Genomic DNA, 19,575 nt, shown 5'->3' on the forward strand with positions numbered 1-19,575 from the left:
CTCCTTGAACGGATGCCGCCGATGCGGCGCAAGCGGCGTGCCACGTGCCGCGCACGCCGGCGCGCACGCGGCGGCCGCGGGGTGGCGGTTGGCGTTGCAAGCGTTTGGAAAAAAGGGCGTATTCAGCGCGGGACGCGGGACGCGGCTTCGTCGGGTCGGCGTACCGGATCGAAATCGCGCCATTCGCCGTCCCGCCAGTCGCCTTCGACGCGCTCGATCGACTTCGCGCCGGTCGCGCGCAGCACGTCTTCGGCGGCCGTTGCGGTGTCGGGCGTCACGCGCGCAGCGAGGATCACGCCCGTTTCGCTCTGCGCGAGCGTGCCCTTGCCTTCGGCCTGCTCGCCGCGCATCCGGCCGAGCGCGCCGCCGAATGCGCCGAGATACGCGCCGGCCAGCGCGGCGGCGGCCGGCACGAACCAGTAGCGCAGGCCGAGCGCATACACGATCAATCCGATCACGACGCCGATCAGCAGCCCACGCATCGCGCCGACCATCGCGCCGCGCCCGCCCGGCTTCGCCGCCGTGTCGGCGTACACGTCGCCGCCGATCGGGAAGCGCGCGTGCTGGCCGCCGGGGTTCAGGAAGAAGATCGACACGTCGTCGGGCCCGAATGCGCGCTCGTAGAGGTGACGCGCCCCACCTTCCGCTTCATCGAACGTCGTGAAACGGCCTGCGACGATCATCGCCATGGTCGTGCTCCTCATGATGGGTGCGCCGCGCGCGCACGCACGCACGCGGCGCGACGGGGCGACGCTTACATCAGCCGCCCGAGTTCCTTCGATACCGATGCCGGCGTGTCGTATTCGCGCTCGGGAATCTGGCGCAGCATGTCGAGCACCTCGCGGTCCGCATGCGAGCGTTCCGCGCACTGCACGACGTCCGACTTGCTCGCCGGATAGTCCATCCCCTTCAGCGCCTTCTGCACGTCGACCGGGCTCGGCGGCTTGCCGTGGCCGGACTGATGGCCGCCCTTGTCGTGGTCCTGCTGCGTGCGCTCGCCTTCGTGCGCGCGCGAGTGGCTGTATTCGTGGCCCGTATGTTGTCGGGATGTCATGAAAGCCTCCTTGGAAAATGAACGAAATCACGCGGACGACCGGCGCGCCCGCGCGAATGCGGCAAACACCAGCGCCGCCGCGCCGAGCGCGACCGCGCCGGCGACCTTCGGGCGCTGCACCACCGAGTTGTACGCACAGCTGCGCAGCACCGGCCCTTCCATGCCTTCGCGCTCGTGCAGCGCATGGCGCGAGTCGTACAGCGCGTTGTCGTCGCGCGGCCGCGCGGGCCGCACCGTGCGCTGGCCGCGCGAGAACAGCGTGGCCGCGACGCGATCGAACAGCCGCGGCGCGTGATACGCGCTCGCCGACGTGAACTTGGCCGCGCCGCCGACGAACAGCGTGCGGCGCGGATGCGCGGCCGCGAACAGGACCGCGTCGGCGACCAGATCGGGGTCGTAGATCGGCGGCGGCAGCTTCGCCTCGACGTTCATGTAGTTTTTCGCGTGCATCACGAACATCGTGTCCATCGCGGCCGGCTTGATCAGCGTGACGGACACCGGCAGGTGGTCGGCTTCCATCTCGAGCCGCAGCGAATCGGTGAAGCCCTTCACCGCGTGCTTCGACGCGACGTACGCGCTTTGCAGCGGCAGCGGCGCGTCGGACGCCTCGCTGCCCATGTTGATGATTGCGCCGCCGTGGAAATCGCTCTTGCGCCGGAAATGGTCGGCCGCGACGAGCGAGCCGTGCACGACGCCCCAGTAGTTGGTGTCGAACAGCCGGCGCTGATCCTCGAGCGGCACCTGGGCGGCCGTGCCGAAGATCGACACGCCCGCGTTGTTCACCCAGGTGTCGAAGCCGCCGTACGTGTCGGCCGCCGCCGCGGCCGCGCGCTGCAGATCCTCGATGTTGCCGACGTCGCCGGCGACCGGCACCGCGAGCCCGCCGTGCTGGCGGATTTCCTCGCACAGCGTGTTCAGCGCGTCCTCGTTGCGCGCGAACAGCACGAGCTTCGCGCCGCGCCGTGCCGCCTTGCGCGCGGTGACGAGACCGATGCCGCTCGTCGCGCCGGTGATCACGATCGCCTGTTCGCCGACCGGTTTGAGCATGCAGTTCATCACTGGACTCCTGTTACGGTCGCGTCGCGATTATTTGGGCCGGATGGTCAACTGGTCGCGCACGTCCTGCACGCCGTCGATCTGCTTCACGACGCTGACGGCCTGCGTGCGCTGCTGCTCGTCGGGCACGCTGCCGGTGAGCGTCACGGTGCCGTGCCGCGTCTTCACGTGGATGTCGCCGGTCGACAGGCCGCTCGTGCCGGTCAGCTCGGCCTTCGCCTTGGTGGTGATCGTCGCGTCGCGAATCTTCGTGCCGGTGCTCGAATGCGACGACGTCGACGACGATGCAGTGCCGTCGTCGCCGGCGGCGACCGCGTTCGGCGCGACGACCATGCACGCGGTGGCCGCGGCGATCGCGACCGCCATGCCGGTGCGCAGCGCGCGCTGACGACGGATGCGCGGCGGGTGGGCTTGCAGCTGGAATACCTTCATCGTGACCTCCTTTTCATCGGGCCGGGCGAACCGGCGAGTGAGCGGAAGTCGCGCAAATCGCGTGCCGCGCCGCGTGCGCCGCATGCCTGCGCGCCATCGCGATCAGACGCCCTTTCATCCAACGCGTTGTAATTTTTTCGGCACGGGGAGAAGCGGTTTTCCCCGCCATGCGGCGGGCATGCCGATTGCCGAGGGACCGATAACGGCGGCCCGTGTGCGCGGCCCCGATATCGGGAGCAATACCATGCAGAGAATCGCGTTGATCAGTGAACATGCATCGCCGCTGGGCGTGATCGGCGGCGTCGATGCCGGCGGTCAGAACATCTATGTCGCGAACGTCGCGAAGCAGCTCGCGGAGCGCGGCCTCGACGTCGACGTCTACACGCGCTGCGACAATCCCCATTTGCCGGAAGTGGTGTCGATCGGCGCGCGCATGCGTGTGATCCACGTGCCGGCCGGGCCGCCGACCGACGTGCCCAAGGAGCGGCTGCTGCCGTACATGGGCGCATTCGCGCAATACATGATCGCGCGCATGCGGCGCGAGCCCGACCCCGTCGACGTGATGCACGCGAACTTCTTCATGTCCGGCGAAGCCGGGCTGCGCGTGAAAAAAGCGCTCGGCATCCCGCTCGTCACGACGTTCCATGCGCTCGGGCGCGTGCGGCGGCTGCACCAGGGCACGGCCGACGGCTTCCCCGACGCGCGCTTCGCGATCGAGGACACGCTCGCGCGCCGCTCGGACCGCCTGATCGCCGAATGCCCGCAGGATGCGCTCGACCTGACGACGCACTATCGCGCCGATACCGCGCGCATCGAGATCGTGCCGTGCGGCTTCGATGCGCGGGAATTCCGGCCGGTGCCGCGCGTCGATGCGCGCGCGCGGCTGGGCTGGCCGCAGGACGCATTCGTCATACTGCAACTGGGCCGCCTCGTGCCGCGCAAGGGCATCGACACGGTGATCGACGCGCTCGCGCGCATGCCGCGGGATCCGCAACGGCCGACGCACCTGTACGTCGTCGGCGGCAGCCAGCCGACGCCCGACCCCGCGCGCGATCCGGAACTCGCGCGGCTCGCCGCCTTCGCGCACGAACTCGGGATCGCGAACCGCGTGACCTTCGTCGGCCGGCGCGATCGCGACGCGCTGCACCTGTACTACAGCGCGGCCGACGTGTTCGTGACGACGCCGTGGTACGAGCCGTTCGGCATCACGCCGGTCGAGGCGATGGCCTGCGCGGCGCCGGTGATCGGCAGCGACGTCGGCGGCATCCGCACGACGGTCGACGACGGCACGACCGGCTATCTCGTGCCGCCGCGCGACCCGGCCGCGCTGGCCGCGCGCCTCGTGCAACTGCGGGCGCAGCCGGACCTGTGCGCGGCGCTCGGCCGTGCCGGCTACCTGCGCGCGCATCGCTTCTACACGTGGCAAGGCGTCGCCGACCGCCTCGTCGACATCTACCGCGACGTCGCCCACGCGCAGCGCGCCGGCACGTCGGCCGGCACCGGCCGGCGCACGCCGGTCGCCACCACGCGAGGCGTGTTCGCACACCGCAAGGAGAATACGTAATGAAGGGCTACGATCGAAAACGCGTGCTCGTCACCGGCGGCGCCGGCTTTCTGGGTTCGCATCTGTGCGAGCGCCTGGTGACGGACGGGCACGACGTACTGTGCGTCGACAATTTCTACACGGGCGCGAAGGACAACATCGCGCACCTGCTCGATGCGCCGAACTTCGAGCTGATGCGGCACGACGTGACGTTTCCGCTCTACGTCGAGGTCGACGAGATCTACAACCTCGCGTGTCCGGCGTCGCCCGTCCACTACCAGCGCGACCCCGTGCAGACGACGAAGACCAGCGTGCACGGCGCGATCAACCTGCTCGGTCTCGCGAAACGCGTGAAGGCGCGGATTTTACAGGCGTCGACGAGCGAGGTGTACGGCGACCCCGACGTCCACCCGCAGGACGAGCACTATTGCGGCCGGGTCAATCCGACCGGCATTCGCGCGTGCTACGACGAAGGCAAGCGCTGCGCGGAAACGCTGTTCTCGGACTATCACCGCCAGTATGGCGTCGACGTGCGGATCGCGCGGATCTTCAATACCTACGGGCCGCGCATGCATCCGGCCGACGGGCGCGTGGTGTCGAACTTCGTCACGCAGGCGCTCGCGGAACAGCCGCTGACCGTCTATGGCGACGGCAAGCAGACGCGCTCGTTCTGCTACGTGGACGACATGATCGACGCGCTGATCCGGCTGATGGACGAACCGGGCGACGCGAGCGAGCCGGTCAATCTCGGCAGCGACGTCGAGATCGCGATGATCGACGTCGCGCGCGAAGTCGTGCGGATCGTCGGCGCGAACGTGCCGATCGAGTTCCGGCCGCTGCCGTCCGACGATCCGCGCCAGCGGCGGCCGAATCTGGCCGCCGCGCAGAAGCGGCTCGGCTGGCGCGCGACGACGACGTTCGCGAACGGGCTCGCGCACACCGCGCGCTACTTCATTCAACGCCAGGTCACGCACCACGCGCCCGGCGACCTGGTGCGCAGCACGCGCATCGCGTCGCATCTGCTCGCGCAGGTCCACACGCAGAACCGGCCGGCGCCGACCACGTGACGCGACCCGACGCGACCGACACGACCTGACGCCGCCGCGACGCGCCGCGCGTCAGCCGTCGCGTTTCGTCACGTGCGCGATCTTGTACGCCAGTTCGCGCACGTCGACCGGCTTGCACAGGTAGCCGTCGAAACCGGCCTCCAGCGCACGGCGTTCGTCGGCGAGGCCCGCGTGCGCGGTGACGGCCAGCACGCGCACGTCGGGCGGGCCGCCGTCGCCGTTCAGCGCGCCGCGCCGCAATGCGTCCAGCAGCCAGAAGCCGTCGCCGTCGGGCATCGCGAGATCGGACAGGACGACCGTCGGGCGGATGTCGGCCATCATCGCGAGCGCCTCGCGGCCGGACGACGCGATCGCGACGGCCGCACCGAACGTGGTCAGCGCGGCCGTGAGGCTCGCCCGCGTGGTCGCATCGTCGTCGACGATCAGGATGCGGTGCGTGTCGAGCACGAGCGCGTCGCGCCGGCCGCCGGCCTGCGCGATGCTCCACGCCATCGCACCGCCCGGCTGCCAGCCGGCCGGCAGCGTCACCGTGAACGTCGTGCCGCGATCGCGGCCCGCGCTCGCGACGCTCACGCGGCCGCCGTGCAGCTCCGCGATGTGCCGCACGATCGACAGGCCGAGGCCGAGCCCTCGCCGCGGCGACGCGGGCGAATCGTCCGCGCGGCGGAACATGTCGAACACGTACGGCGCGAATTCCGTCGCGATGCCCTGCCCCGTATCGACGACGGTCAACACCGCATGCTTGTCGTCGCGTGCGAGCGCGACCGTCACGCTGCCGCCGGTCGGCGTGAATTTCAATGCATTCGAGATGAGGTTCGACAGCATCTGGCGCAACCGCTCGGCGTCGCCGGACACGATGCACGCGGACGCGTCGCAGTCGAATTCGAGCAGGATGCCGGCCGACGACGCGGCGGTCTGGAACGAGCCGACCTGGTCGGAGAACAGCCGCACGACGTCGACCGGCGTCGCATCGAGCCGCAGCTTGCCGGTCGCGAGCGACGACGCGTCGAGGATGTCGCCGACCATCCGCGTGAGCGAGCGCGCGCTGCGATCGATCGCGTCGATCGCCTGATGCTGCAACGCGTGGTCGCCCGTGTTGCGCAGCACCTCGATCCACCCGTAGATCACGTTCAGCGGCGTGCGCAGTTCGTGCGATACCGTGGCCAGCAGCTCGTCCTTCAGCCGGTTCGACGTGTCGGCCTGGTCGCGCTCGTCGCGCGCCCCCTGCAACGAACGCTGCGCCCGCAGGTCGCGGCGGCGCTGCGCACCGGTTTCGCGCAGTGTCAGCGACAGCGCGACCCACGCCCGCGCGTCGCCGTGCACCGGGCATGCCGATACCGTCGCCCGAAAACGTCGGCCGTCGCGTCGCACGCACAACAGTTCGAGCGGCCCGATCGGCTCCTGCATCGTGTCGAACGACTCGACGAGCGGGTTGAGCCGCAACCAGCGCCGCGCGATCAGCGTGTCGAACCGGCGGCCGCGCGCGTCGTCCTCGTCGTAGCCGAAGATCCGTTGCGCCGCCGCGTTCCAGCTGGCGATGCGGCCGCTCGCGTCGATCCCGACGATCGCGTCCGGCAACGCATCGACGACCGCATGCTGAAGCCGCGACGCGTCGACGCGCGCGCGCTCCGCACCGGCATCGCGCAGCAGCAGCACCGCGCCGTCGACGTTGCCGTCCCCATCGCCGATCGGCGACGCGACCGCGACGATCGGCACCGGATCGCCGCTGCCGGCCTGCAGCCAGTGCCGGTCGGACGTCGCGTCGGCGCCGCCCAGCGCGTGGTCGAGCGGCGTGGTCTGCACGCGGCGGCCTTCGCGATCGACGAGCCGCAGCACGTCGCGCACGGGCCGGCCGATCGCATCGTCCGGCCGGCAGCCGACGAGTTCGGCCGCGGCCGCGTTGACATAGGTGAGCCGCCCGTTCGGATCGGTCGCGATCACGCCGTGCGGCAGCGCGCGCAGCACGGCTTCGAGCTGCCGGCGCGCAGACGCCTCGCGTCGGCGCGCGCGATCGTTCGTGAGCCGCGTGTGATGCAGCAGCGACGCGACCGCGCATGCCAGCGCGCCGATCAGCATGAACGTGCCCAGTTGCACGAGCCGGTCGGGCAGCGGCGCCGTATAGGCGGCCGGGTCGGACAGGAACAGCGTCCAGACGAGCAGCCCGCTGACCACCGTCGACACGATGCCGAACACGAACGACGTCGCCCATGCGGCGCCGGCGAGCAGCGGGTAATACAGCACGAACGGCAGATTCACGCCGCCGAACCGGATCGCGAGCGTCTGCAGCACGGTCGCGATCGCGACCAGCATCACGGCCGTTGCGTAATTTCCGGCCTGCGGCCGTGCAATTTCGATCATTGGACATGCTCCTGTGCGGACAGTCGACGGCGGCCGGCGGGGGCGCCGCGAGTGGGCACGACACATGCTGACCCGCATGTTGGCCGATGCGCACCGGCGGCCCAGCCGCTCACGATGGAGATCTTCACGCCATGCCCGATCCGACACGCTGGCTCGTCGTCTCGCCGCATCTCGACGATGCCGTCTTCAGTTGCGGGCAACTGCTCGCGCAGGCGCCCGGCTCGATCGTCGTCACGGTCTTTGCGGGGGTGCCGCCGCCCGGCACGCCCGCGCCGCCGTGGGATCGCCGCGCGGGGTTTCGCCACGCCGACGAAGCCATGCGCGCGCGCCGCGACGAAGACCGCCGCGCGCTCGCGCTGCTCGACGCACGCCCCGTGTGGCTCGACTTCCTCGACGATCAGTACGGCGTGCCGGCCACGTCGACCGCGATCGCGGCGCGCGTGGCCGACGTGATCGACGCGCACCCCGGCTTCGGCGTGCTCGCGCCGGCCGGCCTGTTCCACCGCGATCATCTGCAGGTGCAGGAAGCCATGCTGTGGCTGCTGCGTGACGACGATGCGTCGCACATCTGGCGCTTCTACGAGGACGTGCCCTATCGCCGCATCGAAAGGCTGATGGCCACGCGCGTGAGCGGCTGGCGCGAACGCGGCTGGATCGCGCATCCGGTCGCCGCGCCGGCCGGCAGCAAGACGGACGGCGTCGCCGCGAAAGCCGCCGCCGTCGATGCGTATGCCAGCCAGGTGACGCTGCTCGAGCCTCATATGCGCGCCGCGCTCCGCGAACCCGAAACGATCTGGCGACTCGAATGCGACGTCCCGTCCGTGTAACGCCCGCGCGCGCCGCGCTGCCGCCGGCCGAGCCGCGCGTGACGGCCGTCGTGCTGACCTGCCGACGCACCGCCGAACTCGCACGCACGCTCGACCACCTTTGCGCGCTGCCGGACCGGCCGGCGATCGTCGTCGTCGACAACGGAGCCGACGCCGAGACGGCCATGCTGATCCGCGAGCGCTTTCCGTATGTCGCGCTCGTGCATGCGCCGGGCAACCTCGGCGCGGCCGGCCGCAATCTCGGCGTCGACGTCGCCCGCACGCGCTACGTCGCGTTCTGCGACGACGACACGTGGTGGGCGCCCGGCTCGATCGCCGAAGCCGCGAACCTGCTCGACGCGTATCCGCACGTCGCGGCCGTCACCGCGCGCGTGCTGGTCGGCCCCGGCGAGCGCGAAGACCCGACCTGCCGACTGATGGCCGACAGCCCGCTCGACGCGCCCGTCGCGCTGCCGGGCAGGCCGATTCTCGGGCTGCTGGCCGGCGCGACCGCGTTCCGGCGCGACGCGTTCGTGCACGCGGGCGGCTACCACCCGCGCTACTTTCTCGGCGGCGAGGAAGCGCTGCTCGCGCTCGACCTGACTCGCGCGGGGCACTGGCTCGTGTATGCGCCGCGCCTCACCGTCCATCACTACCCGTCGACGCAGCGCGACCGGCCAACGCGCGAGCGCACCGCCGCCCGCAACGCGGTGTGGACCGCGTGGCTCAGATGGCCGGCCGCCGCCGCGTGCCTGCATACGGTGCGCATGCTGCCGCTGCTGCGCCGTGAACGCGCGATCGTGCGCACGTTCGCCGGGCTGCCGTGGATCCTGCGCGAACGACGCGCGATCCCGCCGCACGTCGAACGCATGCGTCGCCGCCTCGAGCGCGACCCGCGCCGCGAGGCCGGAACCGAAACATGAACGCGAGCGTAGCGGCATCAGGAATCGGGCTTTTCCGCTTCGTCTTCCAGTTGCGCGAGCCGGTTGTAGATCGTCTTCAGGCTGACGTCGAGCACCTCGGCCGCCTGCGCCTTCACGCCGCCGCATTGCGCGATCGTGCCGAGGATCAGCTTGCGATCGACTTCCTCGAGCGGCGTGCCGAACGGCACCGTCACGCGATCCTCGTGCGAATCGACCATGCTCGACAGTTCGTCCATGATCGGCGGCGGCAGCGTGTCGATCACGTCGGCATCGGTGAAGATGCTCGCGCGCTGCACGAAGTTGCGCAGCTCGCGCACGTTGCCGGGCCATTCGTAGGTTTTCAGCGCTTCGCGCGCGGCTGGCGAGAAGCGCAGATTGCGGCCGCTCTCCTCGTTGTAGCGCTGCAGGAACGCATCGGCGAGCATCGGGATGTCGTCGCCGCGTTCGCGCAGCGACGGCAGCGGGATCGGGAACACGTTGATCCGGTGGAACAGGTCGGGCCGCAGCTTGCCGTCGGCCATCGCGGCTTCCGGGTCGCGGTTGGTCGCGGCGACGATGCGCACGTCGACGTCGATCTCGCGCGTCGAGCCGAGCCGCGTGACGCGCCCGGTTTCCAGCACGCGCAGCAGCTTGACCTGCGATTCGACCGGCATTTCGGTGATTTCGTCGAGAAACAGCGTGCCGCCGTCCGCGCGTTCGAAGAAGCCCTTGTGCTGGCGCTCCGCGCCGGTGAAGCTGCCGCGGTCGTGGCCGAACATCTCGCTCTCGACCAGGTTCGCGGCGATCGCGCCGCAGTTGACCGCGAGGAACGGCCCGCGGCGGCGCAGGCTGAGGTCGTGCACCGTCTGCGCGGCGAGCTCCTTGCCGGTGCCCGATTCGCCGGTGAGCAGCACCGACGCTTCGGTACGCGCGACGCGACCGATCGCGTCGTACACGGCCTGCATCGCGGGCGAGCTGCCGAGCATGCGGCCGAAGCGGCCGAGGCGCTGCAGCTCCGAACGCAGCTCCGCGATTTCCTCGTGCAGCGCGCTCGTGCGCGGCACGCGCGCGAAGATGCTGTTCAGCCGCTGCATGTTCAGCGGTTTCACCAGATAGTCGGTCGCGCCGCGCCGCAACGCATCGATCGCGGTTTCGAGGCTCGCGTGGCCGGTGGTCAACACCATTTCGCAATGCGCGCGCTTGGGCAGCGCGTCGAACAGATCCATCCCGTTGCCGTCGGGCAGCACGAGGTCGCACAGCACGAGATCGGGGGTATGCGTCGAGACGAGCGTGCGCGCTTCTTCAAGCGTCGCGGCCGTATCGCACGTCAACTGCTGCGTGCGTGCGAGCGTGGCGAGCATCGTTCGCGTATCGGCATCGTCTTCGACGATCAGGACGTAAGGCATCGAGGCTCCTGTTAATGCGGCCCGGCACATGCGTCGGCCGGTACCGCGACACGTGCAGCGTCATGCACGTCACAAAGGCCTCGACGGCATTTTCAACGCTGCACACGAATGGGCAGACAAGCTGTCCTGCACTGAAAACGCGTGCTTAGCAGTATAGAAGAAGGGTGTCGTGCATTCGTCGCTCATCGAATAAATCTATCTGCCGGCGCGAACCGCATTGCCAGATTCAATGTCGATGAAGCGGTATAAAAGGTATCCTGAATACGTAAATAACGACGCATGCTACGCCGTTTTTACCTGGTCACGACACATTCGGTCAAAACTTCCCAACCGGTCATACTCCATGTCGAAATCCGACGATGACGGCACGCGACTGTTCGGCCGTTCGAGAACCATTCAGGATCTGCTACTGAAAGTGTCGCGCGTCGCCGCCACCCGCGTGAGTGTGCTGGTGGTTGGCGAAAGCGGAGCGGGCAAGGATATCGTCGCCCGCCTCATTCACGATATGAGCCCGCGCCGGCGCGGCCCGTTCGTGCCCGTCAATTGCGGCGCGATTCCGAAAGACATCGCGGAGTCGCATTTGTTCGGTCACGAAAAAGGCAGCTTCACGGGCGCCGTTGCACAACATGTGGGCATGTTCGAAGCCGCGCGCGGCGGCACGCTGTTTCTCGACAAAATCGCCGAGATGCCCCTCGAATTGCAGGTCAAGCTGCTGCGCACGCTCGAAACCAACACGATCGTGCGCGTGGGCGGCCACGACGCGATTCCGCTCGACGTGCGGATCGTCGCGGCCACGCATCACGATCCGGTCGAGGCCATGCGCAACGGCACGCTGCGCGAAGACCTGTTCTACCGGATCGCGCCGATCGCGCTGCACGTGCCCGCGCTCAGGCAGCGCGAGGACGACGTCGGCGACATCGCGCTGCAGATCGTCGAACGGCTGAACGCGCGGCACCGCACGAGGAAGCGCCTGTCGACGCAGGCGATGAAGGCGCTGCGCGCCTACACGTGGCCCGGCAACGTGCGCGAACTGCGCAATGCGCTGGAGCGCGCGTTCATCCTCGCCGACGAGCAGATCGAACTGCAATTGCCGCGCCGCCCGCCGCCGCGCGAGGAAGTGCGTCACAACGCGATGACGCTGCATATCGGCACGACGCTCGCGCATACGCAGCAGCGCTTCATCGTCGCGTCGCTGCGGCATTTCAACGGCGACAAGCCGCGCACCGCGAAAGCGCTCGGCATCAGCCTGAAAACGCTGTACAACCGCCTCGCGCTGCTGCCCGAAAGCGAGCGCAATGCGGCCAGCGGCAACGCGCCGGCGGCGGCGACTGCGTCGAACGGCAACAGCACGCCGAGCTCGCCGCCCGCGCCGCCTCCGTGAGCGCGGCGGCCCAAGCCGCCGCCGTCACGCCGTCACGTCCCGCAGCGCGGCGTCCCAGTCGCGCGCGAAGCGCTCGATGCCGAATCGCTCGCACGCGTCGCGTTTGGCCGCCGCGCCCCACTCGCGCGCGAGTTCCTGATCGCGGATCAGCGTCCGCATCGCGTCGATCAGCACGGCCGGCCGCGTATCGGCCACGCCGTTGCTGCCGGTCTTCACGAGTTGCGCCATCTCGGTCGTCGCGAGCGCGACGATCGGCAGCCCGATCATCATCGCCTCGATCACCGCGAGCCCGAGGCTCGTGTAGCGAATCGGATTGAAGAAGAACCGGTAGTGCGACAGGAACTGCGGCAGCGCCGGGTTCGGCACTTCGCCGATCCCGCCGAGTTCGGTCGAGCCCATCCCGACCAGGTCGATCGGCACGCTGTGCCGCACGACCTCGAACAGGTCCGCGCCGAGGCGCCGGCCGCGGCGCGCGAGGTTGTTCACGACGGCCACGCCCTTCGGCAGCGTGCCGCGATACTCGACGCCTTCCGGCACCAGCACGCCGTGCTCGATCACGCGCGTCGGCGTCACGCCGTTGTCCCACATCAGCGCGTTGAACGGCGTCACGTGCACCAGCAACACGTTCGGGTCCTGCACCGGATGCAGCGTGTCGGTCGGATGCTCGCGCGGCGGATCGTGCTCGACGAACAGCGTCGGCAGCGCGCGCTGCGCTTCGCTCAGCAGCCGCAGGCGGTCGTGCTGGTAGTGCTTCACGTGCTGATACAGCACGCAGTCGAATTCGGTGTCGCGCACGCACTCGGCCGGCACCTCGTGCACGTTGTCGCCCCACGGCAGGTGGCCGACGCGGCCCGCATAGCCGGGCGGATGCTGCGGCTTCGTCACGATGTAGAAATCGTGCGGCGCCTGCGACAGGTAATACAGATAATTGCCATGCACGTGCCAGGTCAGCACGCGCAACCGCTTAACAGACATGACGTCTCTCCTCCGCGAGCAGTTCGCCCGCCCGGTCCATCACGTCGCCGACGCCGATCGCGGTCGCGCACTCGTGCCCGTACGGGCAGGTATCGAACATGCACGGCCGGCACGCCGGGTAGTTCGCGAGCACGCGATGACGTTCGGCGTCGAGCGGCGCCCAGCGGGCCGTATCGCTGCCGCACGCGACGACGATGCTCGGCGTGCCGAGCGCCGCCGCGACATGCGATACGCCCGTGTCGTTGCACAACAGCAGCCGCGCGCGGGCGATCAGCGCGGCCAGCGCGCCGAGCGGCGTGCGGCCGCACAGGTTCACGCACGGCCGCCCGAGGTGCTCGGCGAACGCGCTCGCGAGCCCCAGTTCCGCGCGCGTGCCTGTCAGCACGATCTGCCAGCCGTCGTCCGCGAGCTGCCGCGCGGCGAGCGCGAAGCGTTCGACGGGCCAGCGCCGCGACGCCATCCGCGCGCCGGGATGAACGATCACGTAGCGGCCGGGATCGAGCGCATGTTCGTCGCAGAGCACGTGCCACAGCGCGTAGTCGAGGCCGCCGAGCGGGAATTCGAGGTAGTCGCCCCAGTCCGCATAGCCGAGCTTGCGCGTGAGCGCCAGATAGCGCGCCACCTCCGGTTCGTCGTCGCGCCAGACCAGCGCGCAGTCGAGCGTGGTCGTGCCGCCGTCGGCCGGCACGAAGCCGGCCGTGCGCGTCGCGCCGAGCGACGCGACGATCGCGTTCGTGTGCACGCCGCTGCCGTGCAGTTGGATCGCGAGATCGAAGTCGCGCGCGCGGCATTCGGCGATGAACGCTTCGCGCGTGGCCGCGTCGGGTTCGGGCTGCTCGGCGAGGCCCGGCGCGCCCGGGAACGCGATGAAGCTGTCGATGTAATCGGAAAATCGCGACGCGAACTCGCGCGCCCACGGCAGGCCGATCAGCGTGATGCGCGCATCGGGTTCGCCGCGCCGCAGCGCGCGCAGCGCGGGCACCGCGCACAGCATGTCGCCGAGCTGAAGCGCACGGAACACCGCGATCCGCTTCGGGCCGTGCAGGCCGTCTGAATCGACGCTGGGATCGAGCTTCATAGGAATAGCACTCTGAAGTGAAGTGCGCCGCGCATGCGCCAATACAGCGACACGGGCGGAATCGCGATGGACGTGACGATCATCTCTGCCACGTGCGACGCCGTGAGCTGCGTGCCGCGCAACCGTTTCGCGCAGAACCCCGCGGTAATCGCGGCCCACACCGCGACGCACACGATGGCCGGCGCCGGCCAGCCAGCGGCGAAACAGCCGATCGCGCCGAGCGCGGCGAGCACGGCCGCGTAGTAATGCCACGGCGGCACGGGCCGGATATGACGCCGGTACGTCGCGCGGTGCTTCTTGTACAACAGCGCATCGAAATACACCTTCGACTGCGCGCCGATGCTCGATCCCCAGCGCGCGGGGCGCACCGGATGCACGATGCGCGCGGCGTCGGCGTCGACGATCGGCCCCGCATGCTCGCGCAGCGCGAACATCAGGTCGGCGTCCTCGCGCCACGCGCGCGTGAAGCGTTCGTCGAAGCCGCCGATGCGTTCGAGCGCCGCGCGCCGCACGAAGCAGTTGGCGGTTGCGAATTCCGCATGCGCGAGCCCCGCCGCGTCGCGTTCGTAGTCGGTCGGGCGCGGGCGCAACGGCACGTCGATCCGGCCGGCGGCGGCCGCCGCCGACGGCGCGGCCTGCAGCGCGGCCGCGCCGTTGCGCAACCAGTCCGGATCGGGGATCGTGTCGTCGTCGGTGAACGCGATCAGCGCGCCGCCCGCGCTGCGCCAGCCGACGTTGCGTGCGCCGGCCGGGCCTTGCGTGTCGGGCGCGGTCATGTAGCGGATCACCGGCACGTCGGTCACGCGCGCGCGGCACGCATCGACGACGGCGCGCGCATTGCCGGCCGGGTCGTCGTCCACGACGACGATCTCGTAGGTGGTCGGGTCGAACACCTGCACGCACAGCGCGTCGAGGCAGCGTTCGAGCAGATCGGGCCGCCGGTAGGTCGGCACGACGACCGACACCACCGGCGGCAGCTGCGTGTCGCGCATGTTCATCACGGCTTCTCCAGCAGGAACGGGCCGATCACGAGCGCGTCGAGCGGCGACGTCCAGAAGCATTCGATCGCGTCGCGCGGCGAGCACACGATCGGTTCGCCGCGCGTGTTGAACGACGTGTTGACGAGCACCGGCACGCCGGTGAGCGCGTCGAACTCGGTCAACAGCGCATGCAGCAGCGGATGCTGCGTCGCGTCGACGGTCTGCACGCGCGCGGTGCCGTCGATGTGGCGCACGGCCGGAATTTTCTCGGCGCGCTCGGGCAGGACGTCGTACACGAACAGCATGAACGGCGCGCGCAGCGGCGTGCGCCGGCCGCCGCTGAACCAGTGATGCGCGCGATCCTCGAGCACGACCGGCGCGACCGGCCGGAAATCCTCGCGATCCTTGATCCGGTTCAGCTTGCGCTGCATGTCCGGATCGATCGGCGACGCGAGGATCGACCGTGCGCCGAGCGCGCGCGGGCCGAACTCCATGCGCCCCTGGAACCAGCCGATCACGCGGTTCGCCGCGAGCAGCGCGGCCGTCTGCGCGGCGACGTCGGCGAGCCGCCGGTACGGCAGCTGCGCTTCCTTCAGGAACGCCTCGATCGCGTCGTCGTCGTAGGCCGGCCCCAGGTACGCATGATCCATCCGCCAGCCGCCGCGCGCGCCGCGCATCCGGAAGTCGGTCCATAGCGCGGCGCCGAGCGCGGTGCCCGCGTCGCCGGCGGCCGGCTGCACCCACACGTCGTCGAACGGGCCGCGATCGCGGATCTTCGCGTTCATCACGCAGTTCAGCGCGACGCCGCCCGCCATCGCGAGCTGCCGCTCGCCGGTCTCGGCGGCGAGCCAGGCGACCGCCTGCAGCGTCGTCTCCTCGAGCACCCGTTGCAGCGCGTGCGCGATGTCGCAGTGATGCGGCTCGATCGGGCCGCCGCGTTCGCGCGGCGGGCCGAACAGTGCCGCGAGATCCGCGTCGCGCACGTCGTAGCGCCCTTCGCCGCGATACTGCACGAGCTTGCGCATCTCGTCGGCGAACACCGGCTTGCCGTACGACGCGAGCGCCATCACCTTGTATTCGTCGGACGAGTGCAGGAAGCCGAGATAGCGGGTCAAGCGCTCGTACAGCAGCCCGAGCGAATGCGGCAGATTGACCTGCCCGAGCCGCCGGTACGATCGGCCGTCGAACACGCCGTAGCTCGTCGTCGCCCGTTCGCCGCGCCCGTCCATCGTCATCACCGCGCAGCGTTCGAACGGCGCGGCGAGAAACGCGCTCGCCTCGTGCGCAAGATGGTGCTCGATGAAATGCCAGCGGAACGGCCCGTCGTGCGTGACGCCGCGAAAGCGCCGCTGCAGATGATGCGGCACGCCGCCCGCGAGCTGGCGCGGCGCGTTGACGATCGACGACAGGAACAGCGGATGCCACGGCGACGCGCCGTCCTCGCGCGGCGCATGCGCGGACGGCGACAGCGGCAGGGTCAGCGCCGGCGCCGTGCCTTCGCGGTCGAGTTCGAACCACGGGTCGTACGAATACGCGACGTGGTCGACGTCCGCGAGCGTGATGCCCGCTTCCGCGAGGCAATAGTCGATCGCGTGAAAAGGCAGCTCCCAGGTCGAGAACGGCACCGGGCGCTTCGCATGCTTCACGTGCGTGAAGCGTTCGTCCTCGGCCGCCGCGATCACGACGCCGTCGCGCACGATGCACGCGGCGCTGTCGTGGAAGGCGGCGTTGATGCCGAGCGTATGGATCGGATCAGGCATGCGTCAGTTCCTCGTGATGACGTGCGCGAACGGAATCACGTTCGATGCGTGCGCCGCGACCGGCTCGTCGTCGTGCGCGGCAGCCCGCGCGGCCGTGCGTTGCGCATGGCGCGCGCTGCCCCGCAGCAACGCGTGCACGGCGGCGGCGACGTCGTCGACGCTCACGCCGCGCAGGCACGGATGGCCGGGCTGGTTGCACACGCTGCGATAGCAGTTGCGGCACGGCACGTCGACGTTCAGCACACGGTGCGGCACACGCCACGGCATGTGCTGCGGATTGGTCAATGCATACAGGTCGACCACCGGCGTGCCGAGCGCGGCCGCGAGATGCACGGGGCCGCTGTTGTTCGACAGCAGCAGGTCGGCCGTCTCGATCAGCGCGCCGAGTTCGCCGAGCGGCAGCACGCCCGCGAGCGGCACCGCGCGCGAGCCCGCCCGTTCGCACACCGCGTCGACCAGCGCGCGTTCGTCCGCGCTGCCCGTCACCGCGATGCCGTCGAACAGCGGCGCGACCGCGGCGGCCGCTTCGCCGAAACGCTCGGCCGGCCAGCGCCGCGACGCGGCGGTCGCGCCCGGATGGACGACGAGCCAACGCGGGCGCTCCGCCGCCGGCCGCCGTGCACCGCCGAAGCGCTGCAACGCGGCCTGCAGGCGCGCATGCACCGCACGCCGCGCCGCGTCGCCCGGCTCGAACGCCATCCGCCAGTCCGCCGTCTTCGCGCCGACGGCACGCACCAGCGCGAGCTGGCGCGCGACCTCGTGGCGCACGTGCGATGCCGGCTCGGTTTCCGGCACGCGGTCGGTCAGCAATTCATACGGGTTCTCGCGGCAATGCGCGAGCCGCAGCGGGATGCCGGCGAGCCAGCACATCATCGCGGCGGGCAGCGGATTCTGGCTGTAGACGGTGAAGATCACGGCCGCGTCGAAACGGCCCGCCAGCAGCCGGTCGATCATGTCGAGATCGGCCACCGGATCGCCGCGCACGTCGGGATGCTTGACCCATGGCGCGTCGTAGCTCCACACGTCGTCGACCATCGGCAGATGCCGCGCGAGCGCGGCGCCCGTGCGCGACGTCAGCAGCGTCAGCTGGCGATCGGCGCCGCTCTCCTTCAGCGCGCGCAGCGCGGGCGTGGTCATCAGCACGTCGCCGATGCTGTCGAGCCGCACGCACAGGATGCGGCGGGCGCGGCTCCAGGCCGTGCTCATTGCCGCACCCACGAGCCGTGCCGACGCGCGGCTTCGCGCACGACGATGTCGGCGGCGAGGTCGATGCGATCGACGACGTGATGCGGCGTGCGCGCGGCGTTGAGCCGCCACTCGGTCTCGTTGCCGCAGTCGACCAGGATCGTGCCGCAGCGGGCGGTGCGGCCGGCCTCGACGTCGTCGAGGATGTCGCCGATCATCCAGCTCCATTCGGGCGCGGCGCCGAGCGCGGCCAGCGCGCGGCGCAGCATGCCGGGGCGCGGCTTGCGGCAGATGCAGTCGCAGGTGTAGCGCGGCACGCTGCCCCTCGGGTGATGCGGGCAGTAAAAAAAATCCGCCAGCGTCGCGCCGTTCGCTTCGAACAATTCGGCGAGGCGCTGGCGGACCGCGCCAAGCTCGTGTTCGGTAAAGCGGCCGAGCGCGACGCCCGGCTGGTTCGACACGACCGCCAGCGGCATCCCGGTCGCGCCGAGCGTGCGCAGCGCGCGCGCAGCGCCCGGCGCGAGGCGCATGCGCGCGGGATCGACGTTGTACGGCACGTCGTCGAGCAGCGTGCCGTCCTTGTCGAGCAGCACCGCGCCGGGCAGCCGGCGTTCGCGCTTCAGGGCCATGACGTCTCCTTCATCGGCAGCACCATCAGCTCCGGCACCACGGTGCCCGGCGGCTGCATCAGCACGAAACGCACGGCGGCCGCAACGTGCTCCGGCGGCTGCAGCGTGTCCTCGTCGATGTCGGGAAAACGGTCGAGCAGGAACGGCGTGCGCATCCCGCCCGCGACGATCGCCGACACGCGCACGCCGCTCGGCCGCAGCTCGGCATGCAGCGCGTGCGACAGGCCGAGCAGCCCCCACTTCGTCGCGTGATACGCGGACGCGTTCGGCCACGCACGCTTGGACGCGGTCGACGCGATGTTCACGATATGGCCGTCGCCGCGCGCCTTCATCATCGGCACGGCCGCGTGACACATCAGGTACGGGCCGAACAGGTTCGTCATCAGCACCTGCTGCCACGCGTCGACGCTCACGTCGTCGATCGGCGCGGTCACGTCGATCGCCGCGTTGTTGACGATCACGTCGAGGTCGCCGAGCGATTCGCGCGCATCGTGCACGACCTGCAGCACCGATGCTTCGTCGCGCACGTCGAGCGGCCGGCCCACCGCCTGCCCGCCGTGCCGTTCGAGCCGCTGCGCGACGGCTGCCGCGCGGTCCCCGTCGAGATCGGCGACGACCACATGCGCGCCGTGCTGCGCCAACTCTTCGCAAATGGCTTCGCCGAGACCGCGGCCGCCCCCGGTCACGAGTGCGGTCCGGCCGGCGAGCGGCGGTTTGGCTGGATCGTGAGTCGCGTTCACCTGCACCTCCTGTCGATGTCGGAAAGCAATCCGGCTGACGGCGACACTTGTCGCGACAACCGTCCGTGCAGGAGGTACAGCTAAAACCGTGCCGGCCTACGCGGGCCCGCGCCGCATCGGGCCGGAGGCACACGCTCGCTGGCTTTTTTATAACCTGCTGTAAAAACCGGCCCGGGCGGCCGCGCCTGGGCGGCCCCACCTAGGCGGCCCCACCTGGGCGGCC

Annotated in this window: 18 protein-coding genes; 5 read left to right on the forward strand and 13 right to left on the reverse strand. The window is 70.1% G+C overall.

Annotation, left to right across the window (positions count from 1 at the left end; all coding sequences use genetic code 11):
* Positions 1-122: 122 nt before the first annotated feature.
* The 4 genes from GJG85_RS33720 to GJG85_RS33735 form a co-directional block, all read right to left on the reverse strand.
* A complete protein-coding gene (locus GJG85_RS33720; RefSeq protein ID WP_050013995.1) occupies positions 123-689 on the reverse strand; it encodes a hypothetical protein in 567 nt (188 codons plus the stop codon).
* 65 nt (positions 690-754) lie between these two features.
* Positions 755-1,054 carry a DUF2795 domain-containing protein gene (locus GJG85_RS33725; RefSeq protein WP_089490329.1) on the reverse strand — a complete coding sequence of 100 codons (300 nt, stop codon included), beginning with the start codon at positions 1,052-1,054 and terminating at the stop codon, positions 755-757.
* A 27-nt stretch (positions 1,055-1,081) separates the two neighbouring features.
* Complete coding sequence (locus tag GJG85_RS33730) at positions 1,082-2,110, reverse strand: SDR family oxidoreductase (protein ID WP_050013996.1); 1,029 nt, start codon at positions 2,108-2,110, stop codon at positions 1,082-1,084.
* A 30-nt stretch (positions 2,111-2,140) separates the two neighbouring features.
* Positions 2,141-2,542: a BON domain-containing protein gene (locus GJG85_RS33735; RefSeq protein WP_089490472.1), complete on the reverse strand. Its 402-nt coding sequence runs from the start codon at positions 2,540-2,542 to the stop codon at positions 2,141-2,143.
* 244 nt (positions 2,543-2,786) lie between these two features.
* On the opposite strand from GJG85_RS33735, the gene GJG85_RS33740 reads away from it, so the two are divergent.
* Together GJG85_RS33740 and GJG85_RS33745 are read left to right on the forward strand one after the other, a co-directional pair.
* Entirely contained in the window at positions 2,787-4,106 is a 1,320-nt protein-coding gene (locus GJG85_RS33740; protein WP_204384577.1) for a glycosyltransferase family 1 protein, read from the forward strand.
* The gene (locus GJG85_RS33745; protein ID WP_089490328.1) at positions 4,106-5,152 is read left to right on the forward strand and encodes a UDP-glucuronic acid decarboxylase family protein; all 1,047 of its coding nucleotides are present in this window, start codon (positions 4,106-4,108) and stop codon (positions 5,150-5,152) included. The genes GJG85_RS33740 and GJG85_RS33745 overlap by 1 nt, the downstream gene beginning before the upstream one ends.
* Positions 5,153-5,203: 51 nt before the next feature.
* On the opposite strand, the gene GJG85_RS33750 is transcribed toward GJG85_RS33745, so the two are convergent.
* Entirely contained in the window at positions 5,204-7,510 is a 2,307-nt protein-coding gene (locus GJG85_RS33750) for an ATP-binding protein (RefSeq protein ID WP_204384579.1), read from the reverse strand.
* Between the two features lie 131 nt (positions 7,511-7,641).
* Between GJG85_RS33750 and GJG85_RS33755 the strand changes: the two genes are divergently transcribed.
* Both GJG85_RS33755 and GJG85_RS33760 read left to right on the forward strand, forming a co-directional pair.
* Complete coding sequence (locus GJG85_RS33755) at positions 7,642-8,337, forward strand: PIG-L family deacetylase (protein WP_050014001.1); 696 nt, start codon at positions 7,642-7,644, stop codon at positions 8,335-8,337.
* On the forward strand, positions 8,316-9,239 hold the full coding sequence (locus GJG85_RS33760) for a glycosyltransferase (RefSeq protein WP_050014002.1): 924 nt from the start codon (positions 8,316-8,318) through the stop codon (positions 9,237-9,239). The genes GJG85_RS33755 and GJG85_RS33760 overlap by 22 nt, the downstream gene beginning before the upstream one ends.
* A 17-nt stretch (positions 9,240-9,256) precedes the next feature.
* Here GJG85_RS33760 and GJG85_RS33765 read toward each other — a convergent pair whose 3' ends face one another.
* A complete protein-coding gene (locus tag GJG85_RS33765; protein WP_050014003.1) occupies positions 9,257-10,624 on the reverse strand; it encodes a sigma-54 dependent transcriptional regulator in 1,368 nt (455 codons plus the stop codon).
* A gap of 343 nt (positions 10,625-10,967) precedes the next feature.
* Between GJG85_RS33765 and GJG85_RS33770 the strand changes: the two genes are divergently transcribed.
* Positions 10,968-12,005 carry a sigma-54 dependent transcriptional regulator gene (locus GJG85_RS33770; protein ID WP_204384826.1) on the forward strand — a complete coding sequence of 346 codons (1,038 nt, stop codon included), beginning with the start codon at positions 10,968-10,970 and terminating at the stop codon, positions 12,003-12,005.
* A 24-nt stretch (positions 12,006-12,029) separates the two neighbouring features.
* Here the strand turns inward: GJG85_RS33770 and GJG85_RS33775 are convergent, their stop codons facing one another.
* From GJG85_RS33775 to GJG85_RS33805, 7 genes are read right to left on the reverse strand one after another with little or no spacing between them, the layout of a single operon-like run.
* Entirely contained in the window at positions 12,030-12,980 is a 951-nt protein-coding gene (locus GJG85_RS33775) for a glycosyltransferase family 4 protein (protein ID WP_050014005.1), read from the reverse strand.
* Entirely contained in the window at positions 12,970-14,058 is a 1,089-nt protein-coding gene (locus GJG85_RS33780; RefSeq protein WP_124631022.1) for a glycosyltransferase family 9 protein, read from the reverse strand. Before GJG85_RS33780 ends, GJG85_RS33775 begins: the two co-directional genes overlap by 11 nt.
* Positions 14,055-15,056 carry a glycosyltransferase gene (locus GJG85_RS33785; protein ID WP_089490324.1) on the reverse strand — a complete coding sequence of 334 codons (1,002 nt, stop codon included), beginning with the start codon at positions 15,054-15,056 and terminating at the stop codon, positions 14,055-14,057. The genes GJG85_RS33780 and GJG85_RS33785 overlap by 4 nt, the downstream gene beginning before the upstream one ends.
* Positions 15,056-16,798, reverse strand: a complete 1,743-nt coding sequence (locus tag GJG85_RS33790; protein WP_089490323.1) for a carbamoyltransferase C-terminal domain-containing protein — start codon at positions 16,796-16,798, stop codon at positions 15,056-15,058. Before GJG85_RS33790 ends, GJG85_RS33785 begins: the two co-directional genes overlap by 1 nt.
* A gap of 3 nt (positions 16,799-16,801) precedes the next feature.
* Positions 16,802-18,004 (reverse strand): glycosyltransferase family 9 protein, encoded by a 1,203-nt coding sequence (locus GJG85_RS33795; protein ID WP_089490471.1) that lies wholly within the window; start codon positions 18,002-18,004, stop codon positions 16,802-16,804.
* Entirely contained in the window at positions 18,001-18,612 is a 612-nt protein-coding gene (locus GJG85_RS33800) for an HAD-IIIA family hydrolase (protein WP_050014010.1), read from the reverse strand. Before GJG85_RS33800 ends, GJG85_RS33795 begins: the two co-directional genes overlap by 4 nt.
* Positions 18,603-19,352 carry an SDR family oxidoreductase gene (locus tag GJG85_RS33805; protein ID WP_089490470.1) on the reverse strand — a complete coding sequence of 250 codons (750 nt, stop codon included), beginning with the start codon at positions 19,350-19,352 and terminating at the stop codon, positions 18,603-18,605. Before GJG85_RS33805 ends, GJG85_RS33800 begins: the two co-directional genes overlap by 10 nt.
* Between the last annotated feature and the right edge of the window lie 223 nt (positions 19,353-19,575).

The organism is Burkholderia sp. MS389, assembly GCF_016899425.1.
In the GTDB taxonomy this organism is placed as follows: Bacteria; Pseudomonadota; Gammaproteobacteria; order Burkholderiales; family Burkholderiaceae; genus Burkholderia; species Burkholderia sola.

Excerpts from the sequence above, each read along its gene's own strand:
- GJG85_RS33720 (WP_050013995.1), bottom strand. The coding sequence starts at position 689 with ATGGCGATGATCGTCGCAGGCCGTTTCACGACGTTCGATGAAGCGGAA.
- GJG85_RS33725 (WP_089490329.1), bottom strand. The coding sequence starts at position 1,054 with ATGACATCCCGACAACATACGGGCCACGAATACAGCCACTCGCGCGCG.
- GJG85_RS33730 (WP_050013996.1), bottom strand. The coding sequence starts at position 2,110 with ATGAACTGCATGCTCAAACCGGTCGGCGAACAGGCGATCGTGATCACC.
- GJG85_RS33735 (WP_089490472.1), bottom strand. The coding sequence starts at position 2,542 with ATGAAGGTATTCCAGCTGCAAGCCCACCCGCCGCGCATCCGTCGTCAG.
- GJG85_RS33740 (WP_204384577.1), top strand. The coding sequence starts at position 2,787 with ATGCAGAGAATCGCGTTGATCAGTGAACATGCATCGCCGCTGGGCGTG.
- GJG85_RS33745 (WP_089490328.1), top strand. The coding sequence starts at position 4,106 with ATGAAGGGCTACGATCGAAAACGCGTGCTCGTCACCGGCGGCGCCGGC.
- GJG85_RS33750 (WP_204384579.1), bottom strand. The coding sequence starts at position 7,510 with ATGATCGAAATTGCACGGCCGCAGGCCGGAAATTACGCAACGGCCGTG.
- GJG85_RS33755 (WP_050014001.1), top strand. The coding sequence starts at position 7,642 with ATGCCCGATCCGACACGCTGGCTCGTCGTCTCGCCGCATCTCGACGAT.
- GJG85_RS33760 (WP_050014002.1), top strand. The coding sequence starts at position 8,316 with ATGCGACGTCCCGTCCGTGTAACGCCCGCGCGCGCCGCGCTGCCGCCG.
- GJG85_RS33765 (WP_050014003.1), bottom strand. The coding sequence starts at position 10,624 with ATGCCTTACGTCCTGATCGTCGAAGACGATGCCGATACGCGAACGATG.
- GJG85_RS33770 (WP_204384826.1), top strand. The coding sequence starts at position 10,968 with ATGTCGAAATCCGACGATGACGGCACGCGACTGTTCGGCCGTTCGAGA.
- GJG85_RS33775 (WP_050014005.1), bottom strand. The coding sequence starts at position 12,980 with ATGTCTGTTAAGCGGTTGCGCGTGCTGACCTGGCACGTGCATGGCAAT.
- GJG85_RS33780 (WP_124631022.1), bottom strand. The coding sequence starts at position 14,058 with ATGAAGCTCGATCCCAGCGTCGATTCAGACGGCCTGCACGGCCCGAAG.
- GJG85_RS33785 (WP_089490324.1), bottom strand. The coding sequence starts at position 15,056 with ATGAACATGCGCGACACGCAGCTGCCGCCGGTGGTGTCGGTCGTCGTG.
- GJG85_RS33790 (WP_089490323.1), bottom strand. The coding sequence starts at position 16,798 with ATGCCTGATCCGATCCATACGCTCGGCATCAACGCCGCCTTCCACGAC.
- GJG85_RS33795 (WP_089490471.1), bottom strand. The coding sequence starts at position 18,004 with ATGAGCACGGCCTGGAGCCGCGCCCGCCGCATCCTGTGCGTGCGGCTC.
- GJG85_RS33800 (WP_050014010.1), bottom strand. The coding sequence starts at position 18,612 with ATGGCCCTGAAGCGCGAACGCCGGCTGCCCGGCGCGGTGCTGCTCGAC.